The sequence below is a fragment of the Dethiosulfatarculus sandiegensis genome, from assembly GCF_000931935.2.
In the GTDB taxonomy this organism is placed as follows: Bacteria; Desulfobacterota; Desulfarculia; order Desulfarculales; family Desulfarculaceae; genus Dethiosulfatarculus; species Dethiosulfatarculus sandiegensis.
In genome coordinates this window covers 37576-56872 of the sequence record NZ_AZAC01000078.1, presented here as the reverse complement: position 1 = coordinate 56872, position 19297 = coordinate 37576, and the positions used below count along the sequence as shown (strand labels likewise).

Genomic DNA, 19297 nt, shown 5'->3' with positions numbered 1-19297 from the left:
CTTAAAACCATTTTGCCGCGGTTTTTCATAGGCATCCCTTTTGCCAAGGGTCTCTGACCGCTTAAACGCCTTTTACATTTCTTTTCCGATATTGGTTGTGCTCGGCTCATCGAAAAGCCTTACCTGGGAGTCTTTTTCAAGTTGGCTCACTCCGGCGGTGATCACCCATTGCCCAGGATTAAGCTCTCCTGTGATCTCGGCTCCCTGTTCCTTAAGGCCCAGGATGGAGACCTGGGTGAGGACCGGCTTTTTGGTCTTGGTGTCAAGCACCCAGACATAGGACTTTTGCCCACCCTTGTTGACCAGAGCGCTTAAGGGCACCACAAAGCTGTTGTTTAAGGGCTTTGGCGCAAGTTCGATTAAGACCTCGGCCGACATACCCGGCCGCACCAGGGCTGCGGGCCGGTCATCCAGATAAAGTAAAAGGGGATAGGTTCGGCTGGCCGGGTCTGATTTTTTACCGACTTCCTTGAAGCGGGCTTTAAAGGCCTGGCCGGGCAAGGCCTCGAAAGTGCAGGAAAAGGACTTGAACCGTTTGATTATCGGCAAAAGGTCTTCGGAAAGGGAGAGCCTCACCTCCATATTCTCAAGATCCACCAAAGAGGCCACTGGCTGGCCCGGCTGCACGGTTTCATGGTTGTCCACGAATTTTTGGTTTATGTAGCCGGAAAAGGGGGCTTTCAGCACTGTATCCACCAGTGCGTTCCCGGCGTTTTCCAAGGCCTTTTCCGCGCTCTGTTTTTGGGCCAGGGCCATTTCATAGGCGGCCTTGACGCGGTCATACTCGGCTTGGGCCACCGCCTTGTATTTAACTAATTTGGAGTAGCGCTTGTATTGCAGTCGCGCCTCTTCCAAGTGGGCCCTGGCCGAGGCCAGAGCGGCTCGGCAGGTCTTGATCCTGATCTGAAAATCCCGAGGGTCTATCCTGGCCAACACCTCGCCTTTTTTGACCTGTCTGCCCGTATCCGCGTTCAAGTGGATCAAGGGACCGCCAACCCGAAAAGAAAGGTCCGTGTCTTTATGCGCCTTGGCCACGCCGGGCAGATTAAGGCGGTTTTCGCCTTGTGATTCGCTGAGTTGAACCGCCTTAACCGGCCTTATGGTTTTAGGGGCCGGATTGGTCTGGGCTCCACTGGGGTCGCAGGCGGAAAGGCTTGCCAAGAGAGCCGCGATTGCGCTTAATCCTAAAATTGTTTTAGCTTTGGATTTGAACCGTAATATCATTTTCTGACTTTCTTAATTTGCGTGTTTTTTGGGGAAAATGTGCTTTGCTTCACCCTTCCAGAAAAAATGGTTAACCATGCCCTTTAAGCGCAGGGACTCTGCCAGATGGGTGCCCAAAGGCGTTTTTTCTTTTTGTTCAACTCCCCAGAAAAGCTGAATGCTGAAGTCTCCGGGCAATTGACGGTTTTTAAACAACCTGGCTTCTTGAGGCGGCATCAGATCTGCCCAACCCCCCAGCAGCTGTTCAAAAATCATGGTCACCAAATGGCTGTCAGCGGGGTTGAACAACCTGATGTTTATGGTTTCCATTGGTTCCATATAATTTTTCCGATTTATTGGTGTGACGTTTCTCTTTGAGATCTGTGCCTTGTTTATGCTTTTTGTGTCCGCGCCTCAGGCAGGCGTCAAAGCACGCTTCCAGCCCCAGCTGGCTTGAAAACGCAGTGAGGGAGCCGGATAAAAGAGCAAGACCAAGCCGTGAAACAATTTTAAAAAGATCGCCTTGGAGCAGGGAGTGGTCCGGGATGACTAATAAAAGGCCGCTCAAGCCGTATGCCGCCCACAGATTGCCTGTCCAAAGGAGTTCTTTGATAAAGCAGAGGCTCACACCGGCGCCCAAAAAAAAAGCGCATGAGTAGGAGAGGGCTCTCGCTATAAGTGTCGAATATCTCATTTAAAATACCTTTAAGCCTGTCCGGTGACGGCCAGTGGCCTTCGTTATCTGGGTTGAATCACTCTCAGCTTTCAGACAGGGGAATAGCTATAACTGTGCCAAGATAATTAGTTGTGTAAAAATAATGGGTTGTCTATTTGACTGGAAATAGAAATATCTTATATGGTATTTTAAATATCGAATAAGATATTTTTTGAGGGTAAGTGTCTAATATGACATGGAGGTGGTTTTGCAGGTTGATGAACATGCCTTTTTCCATGCTGCCACAATGCACATATGCAGCAGCCTGGATATCTCGGAATCAGTGGCCAACTGTTATGAATTTTTGCAGAATTACATACCGTTGGAAGGCCTGCATATAAACATCTACGAGCCTGAGCTAAGGAGCATCCGCATAATAGCCGCCCAGGGGGGGAGATCCAAAAAATCTTTAACAAACCAACTTGTTCCTCTTGATAAAAGGGGCATTGAGTTTGTTGAATACACCAGCGACCACCTGGAGGAGCTGGACAGGGTCATGGTGGGCCGGTTGCCGGATGCCAGGTCAATTGCGACAGGCATGCAGGAGCGCATTGGTTTTGAAAACGGCTCTTACATGGTGCTGCATTTAAGCGTGCAAGAGGTGAAGCTGGGGGTGTTGGTTGTTTCATCCAGTTCTGAAAACGCCTTTACCGAAAAACACAAATCCCTTTTAACCCTTTTACACGACCCCTTTGCCATAGCCCTTTCCAATGCCGTGCGTTTTCGTGAAGTTCTGCGCTTTAAGGAGATGTTAAACGATGAAAATATATTTCTGAGAAGGGAGCTTTTACATATCACCGGTGACGAGATTGTGGGCCGGGATTTTGGCCTGCGCGAGGTGATGACCATGGTGGGGCAGGTGGCAACCCTGGACAGCAATGTGCTTCTTCTGGGTGAGACCGGAACCGGCAAAGAGGTGATAGCGGGAGCTATTCATCATTCTTCCACCAGGGCCGCAGGCCCCATGATCAAGGTGAATTGCGGGGCCATTGCCGATTCTATCTTGGACAGCGAGCTGTTTGGCCATGAAAAAGGGGCTTTTACCGGCGCGGTGGAGCAAAAGCGGGGACGTTTTGAAAGGGCTCATAAGGGCACCATTTTTTTGGACGAAGTGGCTGAACTCCCTCCGGCGGCTCAGGTCAGGCTTTTGAGGGTTATCCAGACCAGGCAGATCGAGCGGGTGGGCGGAACCAAGACCGTGCCTGTGGATGTAAGGATTATCGCCGCCACTCACAGAAACCTGCCTCAGATGGTTAGAGACGGCAAGTTCAGGGAAGACCTTTGGTTCAGGCTCAATGTGTTCCCCATAATCATTCCCCCTTTGCGCATGCGCAAAATGGATATACCGGCCTTGGTGGAGCATTTTATCCAGCGCAAGGCCAAGGATATGAAATTATCCTATACTCCCCCCTTGGCCAGGGGGGCCCTTGGCAGGCTTAACGCACATGATTGGCCGGGAAATGTGCGCGAGCTTGAAAATGCAGTGGAAAGGGAGCTGATTCGGTCCCGGGCGGCAGGGCCGGGGACACCCCTTGGGTTTGATGATTTCAATCCCGGCGCGGACTCGGTCAAGGCCCCGGTGCAAGCCCGGGCCAAAAGCCTTTTCGAAAACCTCACCTTAGATGAAGCCATCCGGGCGCACATTGAGCAGGCCATGAGAAAATGCAAGGGCAAGGTGCAGGGAGAGGACGGGGCTGCCGCACTGTTGGGATTGCATCCCAGCACCCTTAGAAACCGCATGCGAAAGTTGGGCATTCCCTTTGGCAGGTCCAGTTCTTGACCAAAAAATTCCCGGTTTTTTGCTGAAAAAACCTCTTTTTTGAGGCTTGCTTTTTCTTTGGCCAACATGGCAGGGTTGTAAGCTGGATTTAAAGATTGCCAAAACCAATTACCCGAGGGGAAGGTTGCTTTGCCGGGCGGATTGAAAAAATATTCAGATAAATGGTATTCAGGCTATGCCTTTCAAGGCGCGGCCGTGCTGGGGCTGATCCCGATTCTCCTTCCCATAATTGTGGCCAAGCTGGGAGGCAGTTCCCAGGCGGGCATGGTGGTGGCGGCTTTTTACCTTGGCCAGCTCACGGCTCCCTTTTGGGGGCAAATCACCGACCGCACGGGGTGCCACCGCCTGATCTATTCTTTGGGCTATGTGCTTCTTGGTTTGGGCATGGGTTTTTTTGCCTTGACCGAGGATCTTTATTTCTGGTTGGGGCTTGCCTTTATGCAGGGGGCGGGCTCCGCCGCCACCAACACCGTGGCGGCCATGTTCATTGTGGAGTTCAAGCCCAAGCAGGAATGGAATCCGCGCATTGGCTGGTTGCAGACCTTTTACGGCACAGGCCAGGCCCTGGGCCTGGGGCTGGCTGCGGCGGCCCAGCTGGCCCCTTTATGGGGAATGGGCCTGGCGGCCCTTTTGATGGCGCCCGGGCTTTTCCTGGGTCGGATGGGGTTGCCGCCTGCAAAAAATCATAAAAAGGTGACAGTTGCACTTTTAAATCACCATAAGCTCAAACATCCGGCCCGGGCCTGGCATCAGCTTCACTTGAGCCACAGCATATCCATCAAAGGCATAAAGCATTTGATAGATGAATGGGACGGCCCTTTTGGCATTTTTATCCTGAGCTGGTTTGTGACCATGCTCGGCACCTGGATGGTCTACAACCTCTTCCCCCTTTTAATGGAAAGCCTCTACGGAGTGGACGCGGGCATGAGTTCCCTGGCCTATGCCATTGCCGCCACCTTGGGCATCTTCGCCTATGCGCCTTCAGGTGTTATCGCCGAGAAGATCGGCGATGGGCCGGTGGTGTTGATCGGCATACTCATGACCTTGGTTTCCATGGTCGGCATGGCCGTTTTGGCTTATGTGGACACCGGGATGAACTGGTGGCTGAGCCAGGTGGTTTTTATTTCCATGCCTGTTGCCTGGTCTCCCTTGATTGTGGCTGGAACCGCCTACACCGCCCAGTTGGCCACCATGCCGGAAGGCAATGCCCTGGGGGTCTTCAACTCCAGCACGGCAGTGGCCTCGGTTTTAGGCGCTTTGGCCGCGGGCTGGCTCTCTGATGCCTGGGGTTACGGCGTGGTCATGATAGGAGCATGCGTTTTGACTGTTGCCGGTCTTTTTGTTCTGGTTGTTTGTCTTAAAAAAACGCCCGCCAAGTGATTGATATATAATTGCCTTTAGCCCGCTTATGGTGAAAGTGTATATGGCTGATGGCTTTTATAGTGGTTGGCTAGGTTGTTATATTAGGATTCTATTACTTTTTTTGTAACCCCAAAAACAATCAGGATTACTATTTTTACGTAAGGTATTTAAAATGCCTGTTGGTATAGAACCGCATAAATGGGCCCATAGCCCCAAAAAAAACTTAACTGACCGTTAGTAAAAGGAGAAAATGGTGTCGCCTGTTTTGAAAGAGATCCAAGGTGTGGAGATCTTGAGCCTTCAGGACAATTATATTGACGTACTCACCATGGATGCGGGAGAAGTGGTGAAAAGGCCCATGCTGGTGAGGCCCGAGGCTGAGAAAGAGGTTACTCTCACTAAAAGCCCCAAGGCAGAGCACGGTTTTTCTTCCTTTATTACAGTCACGGGCGAGGCCGGCCCCAAAAATATGCTTTTTGATTTCGGCTGTTCGGATGACGGCGCTGCCTTTAACGCCGATCTTTTGGGAATAGACTTAAGCCGGGTCGAGGCCCTGGCCCTTTCCCATGGCCATTTTGATCACTTTGGCGGCATGAAAGAGCTGGTAAAACGCACCCGTCGAGATGATCTCACCCTGGTCGCCCATCCCGGAGTTTTCCGGAGAGATCGTTTCATGGCCCTGCCCGGAGGGGTTAAACTGAAATTCCCGCTTTTCAGCCGGGAAGACGTCAAGGCCGCCGGAGCCGATATCGCCGAAAGTAAAGAGCCGCGTTCCCTACTGGATGGAACCTGCCTGTTTCTGGGCGAGATCCCCAGGGAGACAGAGTTTGAAAAGGGAATGACAAACGCCTATTACCTGGAGAAAGGGAAAGAGGTTTTTGATCCCCTTGCCGACGACACCTCCCTGGTATTTCATGTAAAGGGAAAGGGCCTGGTAATCCTCTCGGGCTGTGCCCATTCCGGCATAATCAATACAGTCAAACACGCCTGCCGGGTGACCGGCGTGGACCGGGTATACGCTGTTATGGGCGGCTTTCACCTGACCGGCCCGACCTTTGAACACCAGATCAAGCCCACCATCAAGGCCCTCTTGGAGATCAACCCCGAGTATGTGGTTCCAGCCCATTGCACCGGCAGAAACGCCACCCTGGCTATTGAAAGAGCCATGCCCGGTAAGTTTTTGCTGAACATGTCATGCACCAGCATGTTGTTTAAAGCTTGATTCCGTTTTATTTTGCCTCCCCGGTTTTATAGCCGGGGAGGTTCACAAAAAACGGCTACTTGCGTTTCCAGAAAACCTTTTCCTTGTCACCCTTGTACCAGGACCAGCCACTGACTGTTTTGAGATCCTTGGCCAATTTAACCTCATAGCGGACAGTATCGCCGTTTACCTTGAATGAGAATTTGAGACTCTTCCCAGACAATCTGGCCTGTCCCCCGACCTTGATCCCATAGGTGTTTTTAAAGCTAAAAACATAAGCTCCCGGGCCTTTTTGGGTAAAGGTCCAGGAGCCACTGGCCTGTTTGTCGAGCCAGACCCCGGCCAAGGGGTCTTTTTCCGTTTGTTTGGGCAAGGGGGCGGGTTTGGGCATGGGCGCAAGGGAGACCACCGGCCTGGGCTTACCCGGGGCCACATATTGATAGATGTATTTCTGCTCCCATCCCTTGGGGCAGACATTCAGGGTGAGCTGGTCTCCGTGTTTGGAGGGCTTGGGTATCTTAAATTGCACTTTTTTCCGGGCGCTTGATTCTTTCACCTTGGAACGGACTCTGACACTGCCAAGGCTGCCGCCGGTGGTGTAGCCGCAGGAGATGCGAACCGGCTCCAGATAAACCGTTATGCCTCCGTTTTGAAAGAGACTCTTTTCCTGGGCCAGGCGGGTGGCGGCTATCTCCACATGGGCCTTTTGTTCCGGAAGCAGCCTGGCAGGGGGCCTGGTCCAGGTTTGGCTGGCCACGAATTTGGATTTGGGCTTGGTGCAAAGGTTATGCACCGTAAAGACCACAGAGCCTTCGCCTCCGCTAACAACATCTTTGTAGCATTGATGCTTGCCGGGCTTGAGTTTTCGGCCAAGCACCTTGACCAGGAGCCATTCGCCCTCACCTTCGGCCACTTGGTTTTTATCCGTCTTTGCGGCAAGCTTTTTTTCAATGGCTTTCAGCTCACGATTTCTTTGCGGGCTTGCCTGAAGCTTAAGGCTTTGCTTGAGCAGTGAAAGCCCTTCATCGGTTTTTCCTTGATTGATAAGCAGCTTGCCCTGTTGCCAAAGCTGGTCTGCATTCTGCTTTGGCGAGACTTGGCCGGTTTGGGCGGCCAGGACCTCTGGGGAACGCTCACCGCCGTTGGCAGAGAGGATGCCTATGCGGTCCATCCAGATGATGCCGAGGTCTATCACCCCGGCCTTGGCCAAGGCCGGGTCCAGGTCAAAGAGGTAGGTCTTCACAGGCCACAGATCCCGGTTGACCGTCTCGGCCGGGCCAAGGTCTGTGCGGCGCTCCCTTTTCTGGATCATAATTTCATATCGACCCGAGCGCAGGTCGTTAAAGGTGCAGTTAAAGGTCCCGTCCGCCCGGCTGTTGCAGATCTTCTGAGTCCATTGGGGGGCCAGGTAGATGTCGGCCTGGCCCACCGGGGCCTTGCTGCCCCTTCTGAGGGCGCGCCCCTTTATTTTCACCATTGGTATATCCGCAGGCGGTGCATTTGGCGCGGCCAGGGTTTCGGGCTTTTTCTTGCCCTGGTAAGCGGCCAGGGCTTCCTTGCCGACTAAAACAAGGTATTGCAGGTCTATTCTGTGGTTGTCTTCATTGCTGCCGTCCTCCAGGGTTACATTTATGCTGTAGCTCAACACAACCGTGCCTGCTCCCGCCTTCAGGCCGGTCACGGTGACGCCGTTGCCTGTGGTGCGGCTTTTCAGAATTCCAGGGCTGGCATAGTGGCCGCTCAGGCTGAGTTTTCGCCAGGAGGTGATGCGCAAGGGGGTTGGCTTGCCTGGGATGCGGGCAAACCATTGTCCGTTTTTAGTGAGCGACAGGGTCTGGCTTTCACCCACGCTAAGGGCTATGGTCCTTGAAGGCTTGGAGACAGCCAGGTCGGACGGCATTTTAAAGGAAGCGGCCGGCGCTCCCAAGGATGTGTTGTCCTGTTTTGGGGCTATAAGGGTGAAACCTGTCGAAGAAGCGGCCTGACCGCCCGAAAACGGAGACGATGCCGATGCCTTATACACCTTTCCCAAGGGCTTGAACACATAGCCATAGCGGGAAAGGCCCTGACGTTTAAGATAGACTTCCAGCCCGGTTCCACCGAAATCCGTATTGGGGCGCACCACTATGGTGAGGTTGCCCTTGGTGGGGTAATTTTTCATCAGCCCGCCGGTGCAGCCATAGTCCCCGCCTTTCCACTGGGCGGTAATGCTGGATCCGCTTTTTTCCCAGGAGCCGCTGAGGGTTCCCTTGAATTCGATTTGGGTCTTGGTCAACCGCATGCCGACTTTGCAGACCGGGTCCGCGGTCATGCTGCCGCTTACTTGCTTGCCGGTAAATATCAACTTGAGGCGGGTTTTTCTGCCGTCCGCCTCTGCCCTGCCGGAATTGTATTCAAAGACTTCCGCTTGAGAAGGAAGAGCCCAGGCGAGCAAAAAACAGACCAGAGTCGAAAAAAGGATTTTAATCAAGGCCGGTTGGTGGGGTCTTCTCATGTTTTGCCTCCAAAACCCAAAAAAGCGCACTAATTGTCAGACAAAGTCTTTACGGCGCCAGGTAAAAAGGCCTTTCAAATCCAAATGGAAAGTCCATTAGAGGTTTTTCCCTTTTTGTTGTGAAAAGTTGTTTGGTTGCTGCGAATGGTTTGAGACTGAAACATCCGGGCTAATAAATCAGGCAGGTCCGGGAAAAGATGTCAGTGCCAAGTCTTATTCGGTTAAGTCACTTCAGTCTCCCTATGATTTTGATATTAATCCTCTGGGGCCATTATGGTCAATCAATCCGGGCATGGAGAGCTGTTTTGGCGGAAGAATGCGGTTTGGCCTGCCTGAGGCGGGCAAATGCGTCAATTTTTCAAATTAAAGTAAAAGGTGGAAGTTTGCTGGCTGATGTGGAAGGGGGCGAACACCCGCGCCCCTGTGTCCGGGGCGCGGGTGTTTTTGGTTCAGCGGGTGGCCATGGCTTTTTGCGGTTCGCCGGTGGGCAAGATGCTCAAGCGGCCGTTCAGTTTTACAAACCAGGCCGCGGACTGGACCTGGATGATATAGGCCACTGCCACCACCAGGGCGGCGATGGAGCCTTCCTGGCCAAAGGCGTTCATGGCAATGGCCAAGGCAATGGAAAGGTTTCTGCTGACTGTGCCGAAAACCAGGGCAATGGCGTCTCCCTGGGGCAGGAACATGCGGCCGGTTATGGTGGCCAGGGTGAAATTTATGGCATACAAGAGTGCCAGGGGAGCCAGGATCAAAAGTAACAACTGGGGGGAGGCCACAATGGTTTGGGCCTTTAAGCTGATGGCGATAAAGACAATGCCCATGACCCCCAGGGTGGAGAGGGAGGGAAAGCGGGGGGCCAGTTTGTGCTGGAACTCCATCTCACCGTAACGCCGCACCAAAAGCCGCTGGGTCATGAAACCGGCCAACATGGGCAGGAATACGATCAAGAGGATCTGGCGCATCACCACCATCACATCCACTGAAAGATTTGTTCCCATTAAAAACTTAACGAAAAAGGGCGTGGCAATGGAACCCAGGGTCAGGCCCACGACAGTCATCTTGACTGCGGCAGCCACGTTGCCCTTGGCAAACCCGGTCCAGGAGATGGTCATGCCGCTGGTGGGGACAAGCCCTGCCAGCAAGAGCCCCAGGATCATGTAAGGCTGGTCTTTGAAAAAAAACGAGCCCAGGCCAAAGGCCACAAAGGGGATAACCCCGAAGTTAATGGCCTGGGTGATTATCTGAGCCTTCAAGTCTCCGCCTTCAAATACTTTTTTTATCTTAAGCGTCACCATCATGGGATAGACCATGAGAAAGGTGAAGGGGATTATCAGGCTCTTCAGGGGCTTGGGATCAATAAACAAACCTGTTATAAATCCGGCCAACATCATTACAGGGATGGCTATCACCAGGTTCTGACTTATCTTTTTCAGGGCATACCACATATTTCTACACCTCCGGCCAATTGGCTTGTGCTTGACCTTCAGACTGCGGAATTTTTAATTTTTCTGCAGTCTGTATTAATTTTAGTATTTAGTTTTATACGTTTATGAAGATTTTTATCTAAGACGGCCCGCCCCTTTCTGGTATGTTTTCGCGGTCCGTTTCGGGGCGGGCCTTTTGCGGCCTATTTATTCAACTCCTTGACCTGATCGGCCAGAAGATCTTTCAGGCGATCAAGGGTTATCGGGCAGGCCTGCATGGGAATCCCCATCCAGTCCGACATTTCAAGGACCTTTTCCGGGTCTTCATTCAGGAGCTTGTCAAAGTAGCCCAGCCCGTCCAGGACCGTGGCTCCGCCGGTGTGGCGGGGAAAGTTTTCATTGGCCATGGCCTTGTCCCAGCCCTTGAACACATCGTCTTTGAACCTCACCCAGCCCGGTGTCATCCACCAGACCGGTTCACCCCCTGCCGTTTCATTGCGGAAAGACTCGGAAGCCAGCATATCCATGCAATGGGTGGCGTTGATCCGGGCCACTCCCTCCCCCTGTTCGGCAATGATTTTCTGCATGGTGCGGGTGGGTTCGGCTGTGTTCACGTAACAGAATTTGCCCCCGTAAACCACCAGCACCTTGGCAAAGCGTTCCCTGGCCCTTTTAATGGCTTTCAGCAGTTGCCGCTCCAACTCTACACAGTCCTGGTGCAGGCCCGGAGTGGTGAAGATGATCTGGCCCGCATTAAGGAATCCTTCTTTTTTGAGCCGGTTAAGCTCAGGCGCCAGGGTTCCGCAGGCAACTATCGCAATATCCGAAAAATCAGGCTGATTCATTTTTTTGTTCCCGTTTGCGCCAAATGCGCATTAAAGTGTTTTCTTTAAGACTGTATATTCCTCGGGGGCACGGTAATAGGCTTTTGAATGACAGTGTGCATCTGTCGTCTCCGCTGCTTTAATCTTGGTTCATCTTGGCTTTTCCGGCCTATGATCATTTTCCGGCATCTGCCTGGGAGACATATCCGGATCCGGGGCATGTTCCGTTTTTAAAGACCAGTGTTCATCCAGGGAGCAGACCTGCCCCGCAGCAGGCCTTCAGCCGCCTTTACGGGGTGGCGGATTTTCGTCGGGCTTGGGCCAGGCCAGGCCCTGCGAGGCGTTATCCCGAACCGGACGGACCAGAAACACCTGTTTCCCCCGAGCGGTTGTGATCTCCAGGAGCTGATGGCCAATGGCTTGAATAAATTTCAGCAGTTCGTGGCCGCTTTTGTTTGTCGGGGCGATTATGCGGGCCTTTTGCCCTGGTCCAAGCTGGTCCAGAAAATTTTTCACCTTGAGCAGCATCAAGGGGCCATGCCATTCGGTTACATCAAAATCCCTTATTGGTTTTTGTTCTCCGTTTTTCAGGGGCATGGGCTCTTCCGCTTTGAGGTTTCCTGGCTGCAATAGTTAGTGGCAAACTGTGTGCCAGATTCCCAGGTGCGGGGCAGGTATTTTATAATTAGTTAGATTGACAGGGTTTTTTAACGGCAACCAGAAAGGGGTGAGTTGTGATAAACTGCTGTTAACCAGTGTTAGTTTTGTAAATTTATACTGTTAACCAGGTGCGGCATGGAACAGGATTACGGCCAGTATTGGCAGACCATAGTGGAGACCATGGAAGACGGGCTTTTGGTGGTTGCGCCGGACGGCACCATTGTGAGCCTGAACCCGGCCCTGGAGCGCATGTTGGGCTATAAACAGGAAGAGCTGGTGGGGCGGCCCTGCACTGTACTGGGCTGTGACCACTGCGCCGGGGTGATCACCGCCGGCGGGAAGCACCATTGCGCCCTGTTCAGCCAGGGGGGCATCAAACGCGGCCACTGCAATTTGACCCGCAAGGATGGAGGGTTTGTACCGGTTATTAAAAACGCCGCCCTTTTGCGGGACCCTTCGGGCGAGGTCATGGGCGGGGTGGAGACCCTGACCGACCTGAGCGCTGTGGCTGCCAAGGAAAGGGAGCTGGAAAACCTGCGCCGCCGCATGGGGGTCAACAACTCCTTTCAGGGGATTTTGGGAGTCAGCCGCCCCATGTTGGAGCTGTTTGAACTGATCCAGGCTGCTGCCCAGTCCCAGGCCCCGGTGCTTATCCTGGGCGAGAGCGGCACAGGCAAGGAGCTGGTGGCCGAGGCTATCCACAGCTTAAGCCCCCGGGCGAATAAGCCCTTTATAAAGGTTAACTGCGCCGCCTTAAATGAATCCCTTTTGGAGAGTGAACTTTTCGGGCATGTGCGGGGAGCCTTCACCGGTGCGGACAGGGACCGGATGGGCCGCTTCCAGGCGGCTCGGGGCGGGGATTTTTTCCTGGACGAGGTGGGGGATCTTCCTGCCTCCACCCAGGTTAAGTTGTTGAGGGTGTTGCAGGAAAACCTGGTGGAAAGGGTGGGGGACCATAAGCCCATACCTGTGGATGTGCGGGTTATATCAGCCACCCACCGGGACTTAAGGGCCAAGGTGGCTGAAGGCGTTTTCAGGCAGGATCTGTTTTTCAGGGTGGCGGTGATTCCCATCGAGGTGCCGCCCTTGCGCGAGCGAAAGGGGGATATTCCCCTTTTGACCGAGGCCCTGGTGGAAAGGCTGAGGGGCCGCACCGGCCGCAACATCATGGGCGTGGACCGGGATGCGCTGGAACTATTGGAGGCCTATAACTGGCCGGGCAATGTGCGGGAGCTGATAAATGTGCTGGAATACAGCTTTGTGGTCTGTAAAGGCGGGGAGATAAAACCCAAGCACCTGCCCAGGGAGGTTAGAGGCGAAAAAAAGGGCGCTGTAAAGGTGCGCACCCGCAGACCGGGCGGGCCCTCCAAAACAGACCAGGATTCAGTGCGCCAGGCCCTGGAAAAATGCAACGGAAATCGCACCCAGGCGGCCCGCCTTTTGGGTGTGAGCCGGGTTACCTTGTGGAAATGGCTGAAAAAAATGGAAGAAAACCAAAGGTGACAACAGGGCCGTTTTCACAAAGTTTGTCCAAAGCAGGCCAAGGATATTTCTCCAAAAAATAGAGGATGTTTATGACCAGATTAACGGCCGCTAAGTTAACAACAACTGTTAAGTACAAGATAATTATTTATTAAAACGGGAGTTGGTGAATCCGGCTAAGCCCAAGTAATGAATGACCTATCCAATTATGGGTTGTATTGGCACAACCCCTGCAAATCATTTGGTTAATCCCCAATAAGGGGGGTAACCCCAACCGGAGGATTAACCATGAGCCAGTTACAGATTACCTGCCCCTATTGTCAACACACCGAAACCATCCTGCACGACGGCCTCTTTGCACCCCGCTATGCAGACTGCTCCAAATGCGGCATGCAGTACATCTATGAGCCCAGGGCCGGTTATGTGGCCTTTTTCAAAAAAGGCGAAGCCGACTGCTGGAGCGACCCGGACTGCCGCGCCATTGAAATGTGCAGCCACGACGAGGAATAGGCCCAAAAAGGCTTTTGCCGGGGGCGAAAAGGCGGCTTGGGAAAGATGTTTTTCAATCACCCGCCGCTTTCAAGGCCTTACCCAGCCGCCCAGGCCAGGGAGGGGGGAGTGCGGGTTTTGAGACTTGCATGGGCGGGGAAAAGGGAAAGGGGTAAGAAGTCCCCGGTATAGGGCTATGATTCATCCCCGCGTATGCGGGGAACACCTTGGCGGGTGGTTGGTGGCTCAATCGCCCGCCGGTTCATCCCCGCGTATGCGGGGAACACGCGCACAGCGCCGCTCAGATCGCGTTGCCAGCCGGTTCATCCCCGCGTATGCGGGGAACACGCGCACAGCGCCGCTCAGATCGCGTTGCCAGCCGGTTCATCCCCGCGTATGCGGGGAACACACGTGCATAATTCGCCGCAGCCTCAACGATATCGGTTCATCCCCGCGTATGCGGGGAACACAAATAAAGGGATGTAGGTGTAATCATCATAATCGGTTCATCCCCGCGTATGCGGGGAACACTTTCCAGGTAAGATCAAGGGATTTACCAATCTCGGTTCATCCCCGCGTATGCGGGGAACACATGTCTGTTCGTGCGCTTTCCCGTCTTTCAGGCGGTTCATCCCCGCGTATGCGGGGAACACATAGGCATTAATACCTCGAATTCTCGCGTATACGGTTCATCCCCGCGTATGCGGGGAACACTCAAAACTAAACTTTTTTGCCAAATTTTATTACGGTTCATCCCCGCGTATGCGGGGAACACGGAACTTAACCGCCTTTGGCGCGCTCCAGTGGCAGGTTCATCCCCGCGTATGCGGGGAACACTTGAAAGGTTCGACAAAGGGAACATTCAAGTGCGGTTCATCCCCGCGTATGCGGGGAACACTAATCAAATCGATGATCTAACTAATGTGTTGCCGGTTCATCCCCGCGTATGCGGGGAACACTTAGACACTCCCCTGCTCCCGCTAACGCAAAGCGGTTCATCCCCGCGTATGCGGGGAACACCTTCACCACTAACGCGTTTTGCCTGTTCTGTGCGGTTCATCCCCGCGTATGCGGGGAACACTCGAATGCGAGGACGAACACGGGACTAGTTATCGGTTCATCCCCGCGTATGCGGGGAACACACTAAGCGCGTGCTTGTATTTAAGGTTTAAACCGGTTCATCCCCGCGTATGCGGGGAACACGCCACACCAGGGGCACGTTCAACCTCTTGGCCAGGTTCATCCCCGCGTATGCGGGGAACACCGACCAGTCTTCAGTTTTTCCTAATAATATGTCGGTTCATCCCCGCGTATGCGGGGAACACCTTATTTCCACGGCGTGGTCAGTGTCTAATGACGGTTCATCCCCGCGTATGCGGGGAACACTTTTGGACCTTGGCCAAAACCAAAGCCCCGGCCGGTTCATCCCCGCGTATGCGGGGAACACAACTTCGTTTTTTAAAAAACGAAGATACATTGCGGTTCATCCCCGCGTATGCGGGGAACACCTGCCGGTTTGTTTTGGTGACGATAAATATTCCGGTTCATCCCCGCGTATGCGGGGAACACTTGCCAGGTCAACACTTGTTTTTTCCCATTGCCGGTTCATCCCCGCGTATGCGGGGAACACAGCCTGTCTGGTATGACGAGAAAAGTCAACAACGGTTCATCCCCGCGTATGCGGGGAACACATGGTGGTCGGAAAAATGAGTGAGCGGCCATTCGGTTCATCCCCGCGTATGCGGGGAACACCCGAGGATTATGTAAGACATACAAAGTTTTGCCGGTTCATCCCCGCGTATGCGGGGAACACCTGTCGTTCTAACTGTGTAGAAAGCGCTTCACCGGTTCATCCCCGCGTATGCGGGGAACACTCTTCTTAAAAACACTTGAAATAATTGCGTTTTTTGAACGCGATTTTTTTACCGATTATTTTGCCTTTTTTAAGGCCTTAATCTGCCTTGGTTTCCAAGGGTAAAAAGGAGACCAGTTTAAGACCGTCCAGCTCCAGGGGTTCTCTTCTGTTCTTGCCCAGGGTGCGGAAATCAAACCCCTGTTCCGTATTAGTGGTCCAGGCCATGACAGCGTTTCCCTCTTCAATGCCTGTGGCTACATTGTCCCAGACCATCTCCCTGGCCCTTTGGGAGAGCTTGCCCACATAAACCCCGGCCCTTATCTCCAAAAGCCAGACCGCCAACCTGCCCCTGAGGCGCGGGGGCGCGTTTTCAACTACGATGACCAGCATCGCCAAGACTCTTTTCTTCCGGCAGGACCGGACCTTGAGAATCCTTCGGCGCTTTGGGCATCTTAAGGCCGCCAGCCGCCAGCACCTTTTCAATAGTTGGAATAATTCGCTTTAGAATCTTGGTTTGCCTGAACATATCCCGGCATCCCAGACGCACCTCCCTTTCCCAAAGAACGCCGGTTTTTGCGGCAACGCGAAAAGCCACCGGAACCACGGTCTGGAACTTGAAAAGGTCTGCCATGTCATAGACAAAGGAAAGTGGGCGTCCGCTGTGGATAAAACCGACAGCCGGTGAATAACCGGCGGCCAGAACGGCGGCCTCGGTTATGCCGTAAAGGCAGGCATTGGCCGCACTCAGGCATTTGTTGGCAATATCGGCCCTTTCCCAGTTCTGGGGGTTGTAGCGGCGTCCATGCCATTCAATGCGGTATTTACGGGCCAGTTGTTTGTACATCTCCCGCACCCTGGCCCCTTCGATTCCCCGCATCTGCTCCACGCTGCGCTTGATCGGCGGCTCCTGGCCAAAGCGCAGCTTATACATCTCGCGCACAACCTTGAGCCTGGCCTGGGGATCAGAGGCCAGGGCGGCCTGATACAAAAGGCGATCCGCCCTGGCCCCGCCGGGTTGCCCGGATGAATAGACCCTCACCCCGGCCTCTCCGACCCAGACCAAAAGGCAGCCCACCCTGGCGGCCAGGCTCACCGCGGCATGGGATACCCGGATCCCCGGTTCAAGCATAAGGCAGGCAACGCTGCCTATGGGAATGTGGGTGCGCACCCCGTTTTTATCCACCAGGACAAAAGAGCCGTCCAACACATCCAGCCTGCCCCTTTCCAGGAAAAGAATAGAGGTCCTTTCCTTCATGGCCAAGGGCTTCAGTTTGGGCAGTATGTCACTCATAGGGGCCTGACCAGAACCAAGCCGAAGCCATAGCCCTTGGCCGGGCCAAGGCCTTGATAAAGGGTCTTTAAAAACAATTCCTCGTCTGTGATCAAAAGCTCGCCGGACAGGTCAAGGCTGCTTAAGCTGACCGGCCTCCTGCCCTTGAAAAAGCGCTTTTGGTGATACCCCTCTGCCCTTATTTTATCTTTTGCAAAAGAAAATCCGTTTGGCTCGGCCCGGTTTTCAAGCCAGCCAACCCCGGCCTTTTGCACCAGTTCGGCCTGCATGGGCCAGCTGTCTCTGGCAACCCCGGCTGTTTTTAATTTTTGCTTTTGGTCCATGACCAGGTCGTGCCGGGTCTGTTTGCCGTTTGCATCCCTTCTTTTGACCACCGGGTTTATACGCATGGTAAACCCCAGTTTGGTTCCCTTGCTGAGGCGGGGTTCATAGGGCTTGGTTTGGATATTCCATAAAGGGTTTTGCAAAGGGGCGCGGTCTGATATGGCCAGGTATTGGGGGATGTTTCCGGTTTGCTGCATGCGGCGGAACAAAAAATCCCTTTTCCGCTCCGGGCTGTCAGAGAAGACCTGCCAAATGACTTTATGGTCCAGTTCTCCATGCCCCATGGCCAGTTGCCAGAAATCCGGGGTCTCCAAGGCCTTGGGGTTAAAGGTGAGCTTACTTATGTACATTTCAGTCCCCCCTTTTTAGCTCACTGATGGGTGTGAAATGCTCCTGGCGCACTGCAAACTGCCAGCGCCGGCGGCTTAAGGGAAGATCCCTGACCGGGTTGGTGAGCCGGGGCCTTATGGCCTCTTCCCGGCCCGTGTCTTCCCAAAAAAGCCCCCCGGCTTCTGCTTTGATTAATTTTTCAAATTGCTTGGGCAGATCCTCAGGCAATAGGCCGCAGGCCTGTTTAAGGCCTGTGGCTTGTATCACCTTGGGCTGCAAGGGAAGCCCCAAGGGGCAGGACTTTCTGCCCAGGTAAAGATGGTATTTGGGTTCTTTCAGGGCATCAGCCAACTCGGCCAGGCCATAGGGCGGATTGGGAGCCGCCTGCCAGAGCAGGATGTAATAAAGGCCATCTGTGCGGTAATCCCTGGAGGACAAGATAGTCCCCAGTTTGGGAGCGCTCAGCTCCTCGGCCCGGGTGTTGGCCCCGCCCATTTTTTTTAGTTGTGTTCTGTCAGGAACCTGGGCGGTATGGTAGTCGCGCAGGGGCAACCCTGCGGATTCAACCAATACCGCCAGCCCATAGGCTTGGCTCATTTGGCTGAAGGTTTCATCCTGATCCCGGTCCAGGCCCAGGGCGGCGGCCAAAAGCCCTAAAACCGCGGCCTTGCCGGGATGAAGGGCAGTGGGCCGTTTTGTGCCCACTGCTGTTTCACCCCATGAGGCCATGGCGCCGTATAATCTGAAATATAGATAATTTTTCATGGCTCACCCGGCGATAAAGTCCAGAAGTTCAGGCAGAGTGCCTTTTCTTTCCGGAACATTCATGACATAGGAATCTTCCGCGCAAGGCCCGTAGGCTGCGTCCATGTCGTCTCTGGTGTTTTCCAGGGCGGATATGGCCTCTGTGAGCATGTTTTTGCTTTTTACGGGATTCAAAAAGGAGACGGAAAGGGAGCGGGGCTGGCGGGAGCCCTTTTCCGCCAGGCAGTAACTGGTATAGGCATAACTGCCAAAGGAGTTGATTTTGCCTTTGGGCGCGCTGGTGGCCATGGCCTCCACAAAGGCCCGGATGCCCTTGTCGGCCAGTTCCCGGTCGCCGCCCAGGTTTTTGACTAAAAGGTCGTAGTTGATGCAGGCGTAGAGATAAAAATATCCGGCTGCAAATTCGGTCTCGCCAATGTGGCCTGCGCCCATGTCTTCCTCACCCTCGTTGAGTTCGTCCACTGCGCTGAAAAAATCTTCTTCCACAGCCACTTCGTGCACGCTCAAGGCATGGGCAACCTGGGCCGCCGCCTCCACATTGTAAGCGGGTTGTTTGGCCACCATGCGGCCAAACAAAGCCAGGTCCACCGCTGTTTGGGTCTGACCCATGATCTCTTTGGAATCCTTTTCAGTCGGCAGTTTTCCCTCTTCCAAATAGCGGAGAGCCATTTCCTCCATGGCCTTTTTTTCTTCCGGGCTGAAAAAGAAAAGTTCCTTGATATCCAGGAGTTTTTCTTCTTTTGGCTTATCGTCGCCTTTTTTGGGTTTTTCTATGGTGCCGAAGAACTCGACCAAGGCGGAGGTGCATGCCACGGCCTTTTCTTTATCAATCCCTTTTTCCAAAAGATTTCCCAAAAGGACCCTGCCCATGCGGCGGGTCCTTTGGCCCAAATTGCCTTTAAGGGCCTCCTCCACCACCGGAGAGGTCCTCCAGGTGCGTTTCAGGCATTGGGAGGAAATCCTCAGGCGCTGGGCTCCGCCCATGATCGCAGTTTTGGGGCGGCCCAGGTCGTCGCGGTTGAGGTTGGCGGGGGGATAAGAGGTAAGCATATGCAATTGAATGAACCGGCTCATGATTTATATCCTTTTACATAAGAG

The 19297-nt window shown here is 53.7% G+C and carries 16 protein-coding genes and 1 CRISPR repeat array; of the genes, 5 read left to right on the top strand and 11 right to left on the bottom strand.

Features of this window, described 5'->3' with window-relative positions; translation table 11 throughout:
* Positions 1-72: 72 nt before the first annotated feature.
* Positions 73-1224: an efflux RND transporter periplasmic adaptor subunit gene (locus X474_RS24045; RefSeq protein ID WP_044352620.1), complete on the bottom strand. Its 1152-nt coding sequence runs from the start codon at positions 1222-1224 to the stop codon at positions 73-75.
* 12 nt (positions 1225-1236) lie between these two features.
* Positions 1237-1542 carry a hypothetical protein gene (locus tag X474_RS24040; protein ID WP_156360916.1) on the bottom strand — a complete coding sequence of 102 codons (306 nt, stop codon included), beginning with the start codon at positions 1540-1542 and terminating at the stop codon, positions 1237-1239.
* A 578-nt stretch (positions 1543-2120) separates the two neighbouring features.
* Here X474_RS24040 and X474_RS24030 point away from each other — a divergent pair.
* The 3 genes from X474_RS24030 (at position 2121) to X474_RS24020 (ending at position 6282) form a co-directional block, all read left to right on the top strand.
* Positions 2121-3698 carry a sigma-54 interaction domain-containing protein gene (locus X474_RS24030; protein ID WP_353743142.1) on the top strand — a complete coding sequence of 526 codons (1578 nt, stop codon included), beginning with the start codon at positions 2121-2123 and terminating at the stop codon, positions 3696-3698.
* A gap of 129 nt (positions 3699-3827) precedes the next feature.
* A complete protein-coding gene (locus tag X474_RS24025; RefSeq protein ID WP_044352614.1) occupies positions 3828-5078 on the top strand; it encodes an MFS transporter in 1251 nt (416 codons plus the stop codon).
* A gap of 232 nt (positions 5079-5310) precedes the next feature.
* The gene (locus X474_RS24020) at positions 5311-6282 is read left to right on the top strand and encodes an MBL fold metallo-hydrolase (RefSeq protein ID WP_044352613.1); all 972 of its coding nucleotides are present in this window, start codon (positions 5311-5313) and stop codon (positions 6280-6282) included.
* A 55-nt stretch (positions 6283-6337) separates the two neighbouring features.
* Here X474_RS24020 and X474_RS24015 read toward each other — a convergent pair whose 3' ends face one another.
* The 4 genes from X474_RS24015 to X474_RS24000 form a co-directional block, all read right to left on the bottom strand.
* Positions 6338-8755, bottom strand: a complete 2418-nt coding sequence (locus X474_RS24015) for a hypothetical protein (protein ID WP_044352612.1) — start codon at positions 8753-8755, stop codon at positions 6338-6340.
* 449 nt (positions 8756-9204) lie between these two features.
* Positions 9205-10200 carry an arsenic resistance protein gene (locus tag X474_RS24010; protein ID WP_044352610.1) on the bottom strand — a complete coding sequence of 332 codons (996 nt, stop codon included), beginning with the start codon at positions 10198-10200 and terminating at the stop codon, positions 9205-9207.
* Positions 10201-10382: 182 nt separating this feature from the next.
* Positions 10383-11024 carry a DUF1638 domain-containing protein gene (locus X474_RS24005; RefSeq protein WP_044352609.1) on the bottom strand — a complete coding sequence of 214 codons (642 nt, stop codon included), beginning with the start codon at positions 11022-11024 and terminating at the stop codon, positions 10383-10385.
* A 258-nt stretch (positions 11025-11282) separates the two neighbouring features.
* Positions 11283-11600 (bottom strand): sulfurtransferase TusA family protein, encoded by a 318-nt coding sequence (locus X474_RS24000; protein WP_044352608.1) that lies wholly within the window; start codon positions 11598-11600, stop codon positions 11283-11285.
* 198 nt (positions 11601-11798) lie between these two features.
* Between X474_RS24000 and X474_RS23995 the strand changes: the two genes are divergently transcribed.
* A complete protein-coding gene (locus X474_RS23995) occupies positions 11799-13166 on the top strand; it encodes a sigma-54 interaction domain-containing protein (protein WP_044352607.1) in 1368 nt (455 codons plus the stop codon).
* Positions 13167-13433: 267 nt separating this feature from the next.
* Entirely contained in the window at positions 13434-13655 is a 222-nt protein-coding gene (locus tag X474_RS23990) for a hypothetical protein (protein WP_044352605.1), read from the top strand.
* A 176-nt stretch (positions 13656-13831) separates the two neighbouring features.
* Positions 13832-15508: a CRISPR direct-repeat array (repeat unit 29 nt; unit sequence CGGTTCATCCCCGCGTATGCGGGGAACAC).
* Between the two features lie 77 nt (positions 15509-15585).
* On the opposite strand, the gene cas2e is transcribed toward X474_RS23990, so the two are convergent.
* Genes cas2e through cas7e form a run of 5 tightly spaced genes read right to left on the bottom strand, consistent with a single transcriptional unit; the run spans position 15586 to position 19273 of the window.
* Positions 15586-15879, bottom strand: coding sequence for a type I-E CRISPR-associated endoribonuclease Cas2e (gene cas2e, locus X474_RS23985; protein WP_044352604.1), 294 nt, complete (start codon positions 15877-15879; stop codon positions 15586-15588).
* Positions 15860-16780 (bottom strand): type I-E CRISPR-associated endonuclease Cas1e, encoded by a 921-nt coding sequence (cas1e, locus tag X474_RS23980; protein ID WP_156360915.1) that lies wholly within the window; start codon positions 16778-16780, stop codon positions 15860-15862. Before cas1e ends, cas2e begins: the two co-directional genes overlap by 20 nt.
* On the bottom strand, positions 16777-17454 hold the full coding sequence (cas6e, locus tag X474_RS23975; RefSeq protein ID WP_052515588.1) for a type I-E CRISPR-associated protein Cas6/Cse3/CasE: 678 nt from the start codon (positions 17452-17454) through the stop codon (positions 16777-16779). Before cas6e ends, cas1e begins: the two co-directional genes overlap by 4 nt.
* A gap of 1 nt (position 17455) precedes the next feature.
* The gene (cas5e, locus tag X474_RS23970; RefSeq protein ID WP_044352603.1) at positions 17456-18199 is read right to left on the bottom strand and encodes a type I-E CRISPR-associated protein Cas5/CasD; all 744 of its coding nucleotides are present in this window, start codon (positions 18197-18199) and stop codon (positions 17456-17458) included.
* A gap of 3 nt (positions 18200-18202) precedes the next feature.
* On the bottom strand, positions 18203-19273 hold the full coding sequence (gene cas7e, locus X474_RS23965; RefSeq protein WP_044352602.1) for a type I-E CRISPR-associated protein Cas7/Cse4/CasC: 1071 nt from the start codon (positions 19271-19273) through the stop codon (positions 18203-18205).
* Positions 19274-19297 lie beyond the last annotated feature (24 nt).

Bases quoted from the DNA above. Each gene is read 5' to 3' on its own strand.
- X474_RS24045 (WP_044352620.1), bottom strand. From the start codon at position 1,224: ATGATATTACGGTTCAAATCCAAAGCTAAAACAATTTTAGGATTAAGC.
- X474_RS24040 (WP_156360916.1), bottom strand. From the start codon at position 1,542: ATGGAACCAATGGAAACCATAAACATCAGGTTGTTCAACCCCGCTGAC.
- X474_RS24020 (WP_044352613.1), top strand. From the start codon at position 5,311: ATGGTGTCGCCTGTTTTGAAAGAGATCCAAGGTGTGGAGATCTTGAGC.
- X474_RS24015 (WP_044352612.1), bottom strand. From the start codon at position 8,755: ATGAGAAGACCCCACCAACCGGCCTTGATTAAAATCCTTTTTTCGACT.
- X474_RS24010 (WP_044352610.1), bottom strand. From the start codon at position 10,200: ATGTGGTATGCCCTGAAAAAGATAAGTCAGAACCTGGTGATAGCCATC.
- X474_RS24005 (WP_044352609.1), bottom strand. From the start codon at position 11,024: ATGAATCAGCCTGATTTTTCGGATATTGCGATAGTTGCCTGCGGAACC.
- X474_RS24000 (WP_044352608.1), bottom strand. From the start codon at position 11,600: ATGCCCCTGAAAAACGGAGAACAAAAACCAATAAGGGATTTTGATGTA.
- X474_RS23995 (WP_044352607.1), top strand. From the start codon at position 11,799: ATGGAACAGGATTACGGCCAGTATTGGCAGACCATAGTGGAGACCATG.
- X474_RS23990 (WP_044352605.1), top strand. From the start codon at position 13,434: ATGAGCCAGTTACAGATTACCTGCCCCTATTGTCAACACACCGAAACC.
- cas2e (WP_044352604.1), bottom strand. From the start codon at position 15,879: ATGCTGGTCATCGTAGTTGAAAACGCGCCCCCGCGCCTCAGGGGCAGG.
- cas1e (WP_156360915.1), bottom strand. From the start codon at position 16,780: ATGAGTGACATACTGCCCAAACTGAAGCCCTTGGCCATGAAGGAAAGG.
- cas6e (WP_052515588.1), bottom strand. From the start codon at position 17,454: ATGTACATAAGTAAGCTCACCTTTAACCCCAAGGCCTTGGAGACCCCG.
- cas5e (WP_044352603.1), bottom strand. From the start codon at position 18,199: ATGAAAAATTATCTATATTTCAGATTATACGGCGCCATGGCCTCATGG.
- cas7e (WP_044352602.1), bottom strand. From the start codon at position 19,273: ATGAGCCGGTTCATTCAATTGCATATGCTTACCTCTTATCCCCCCGCC.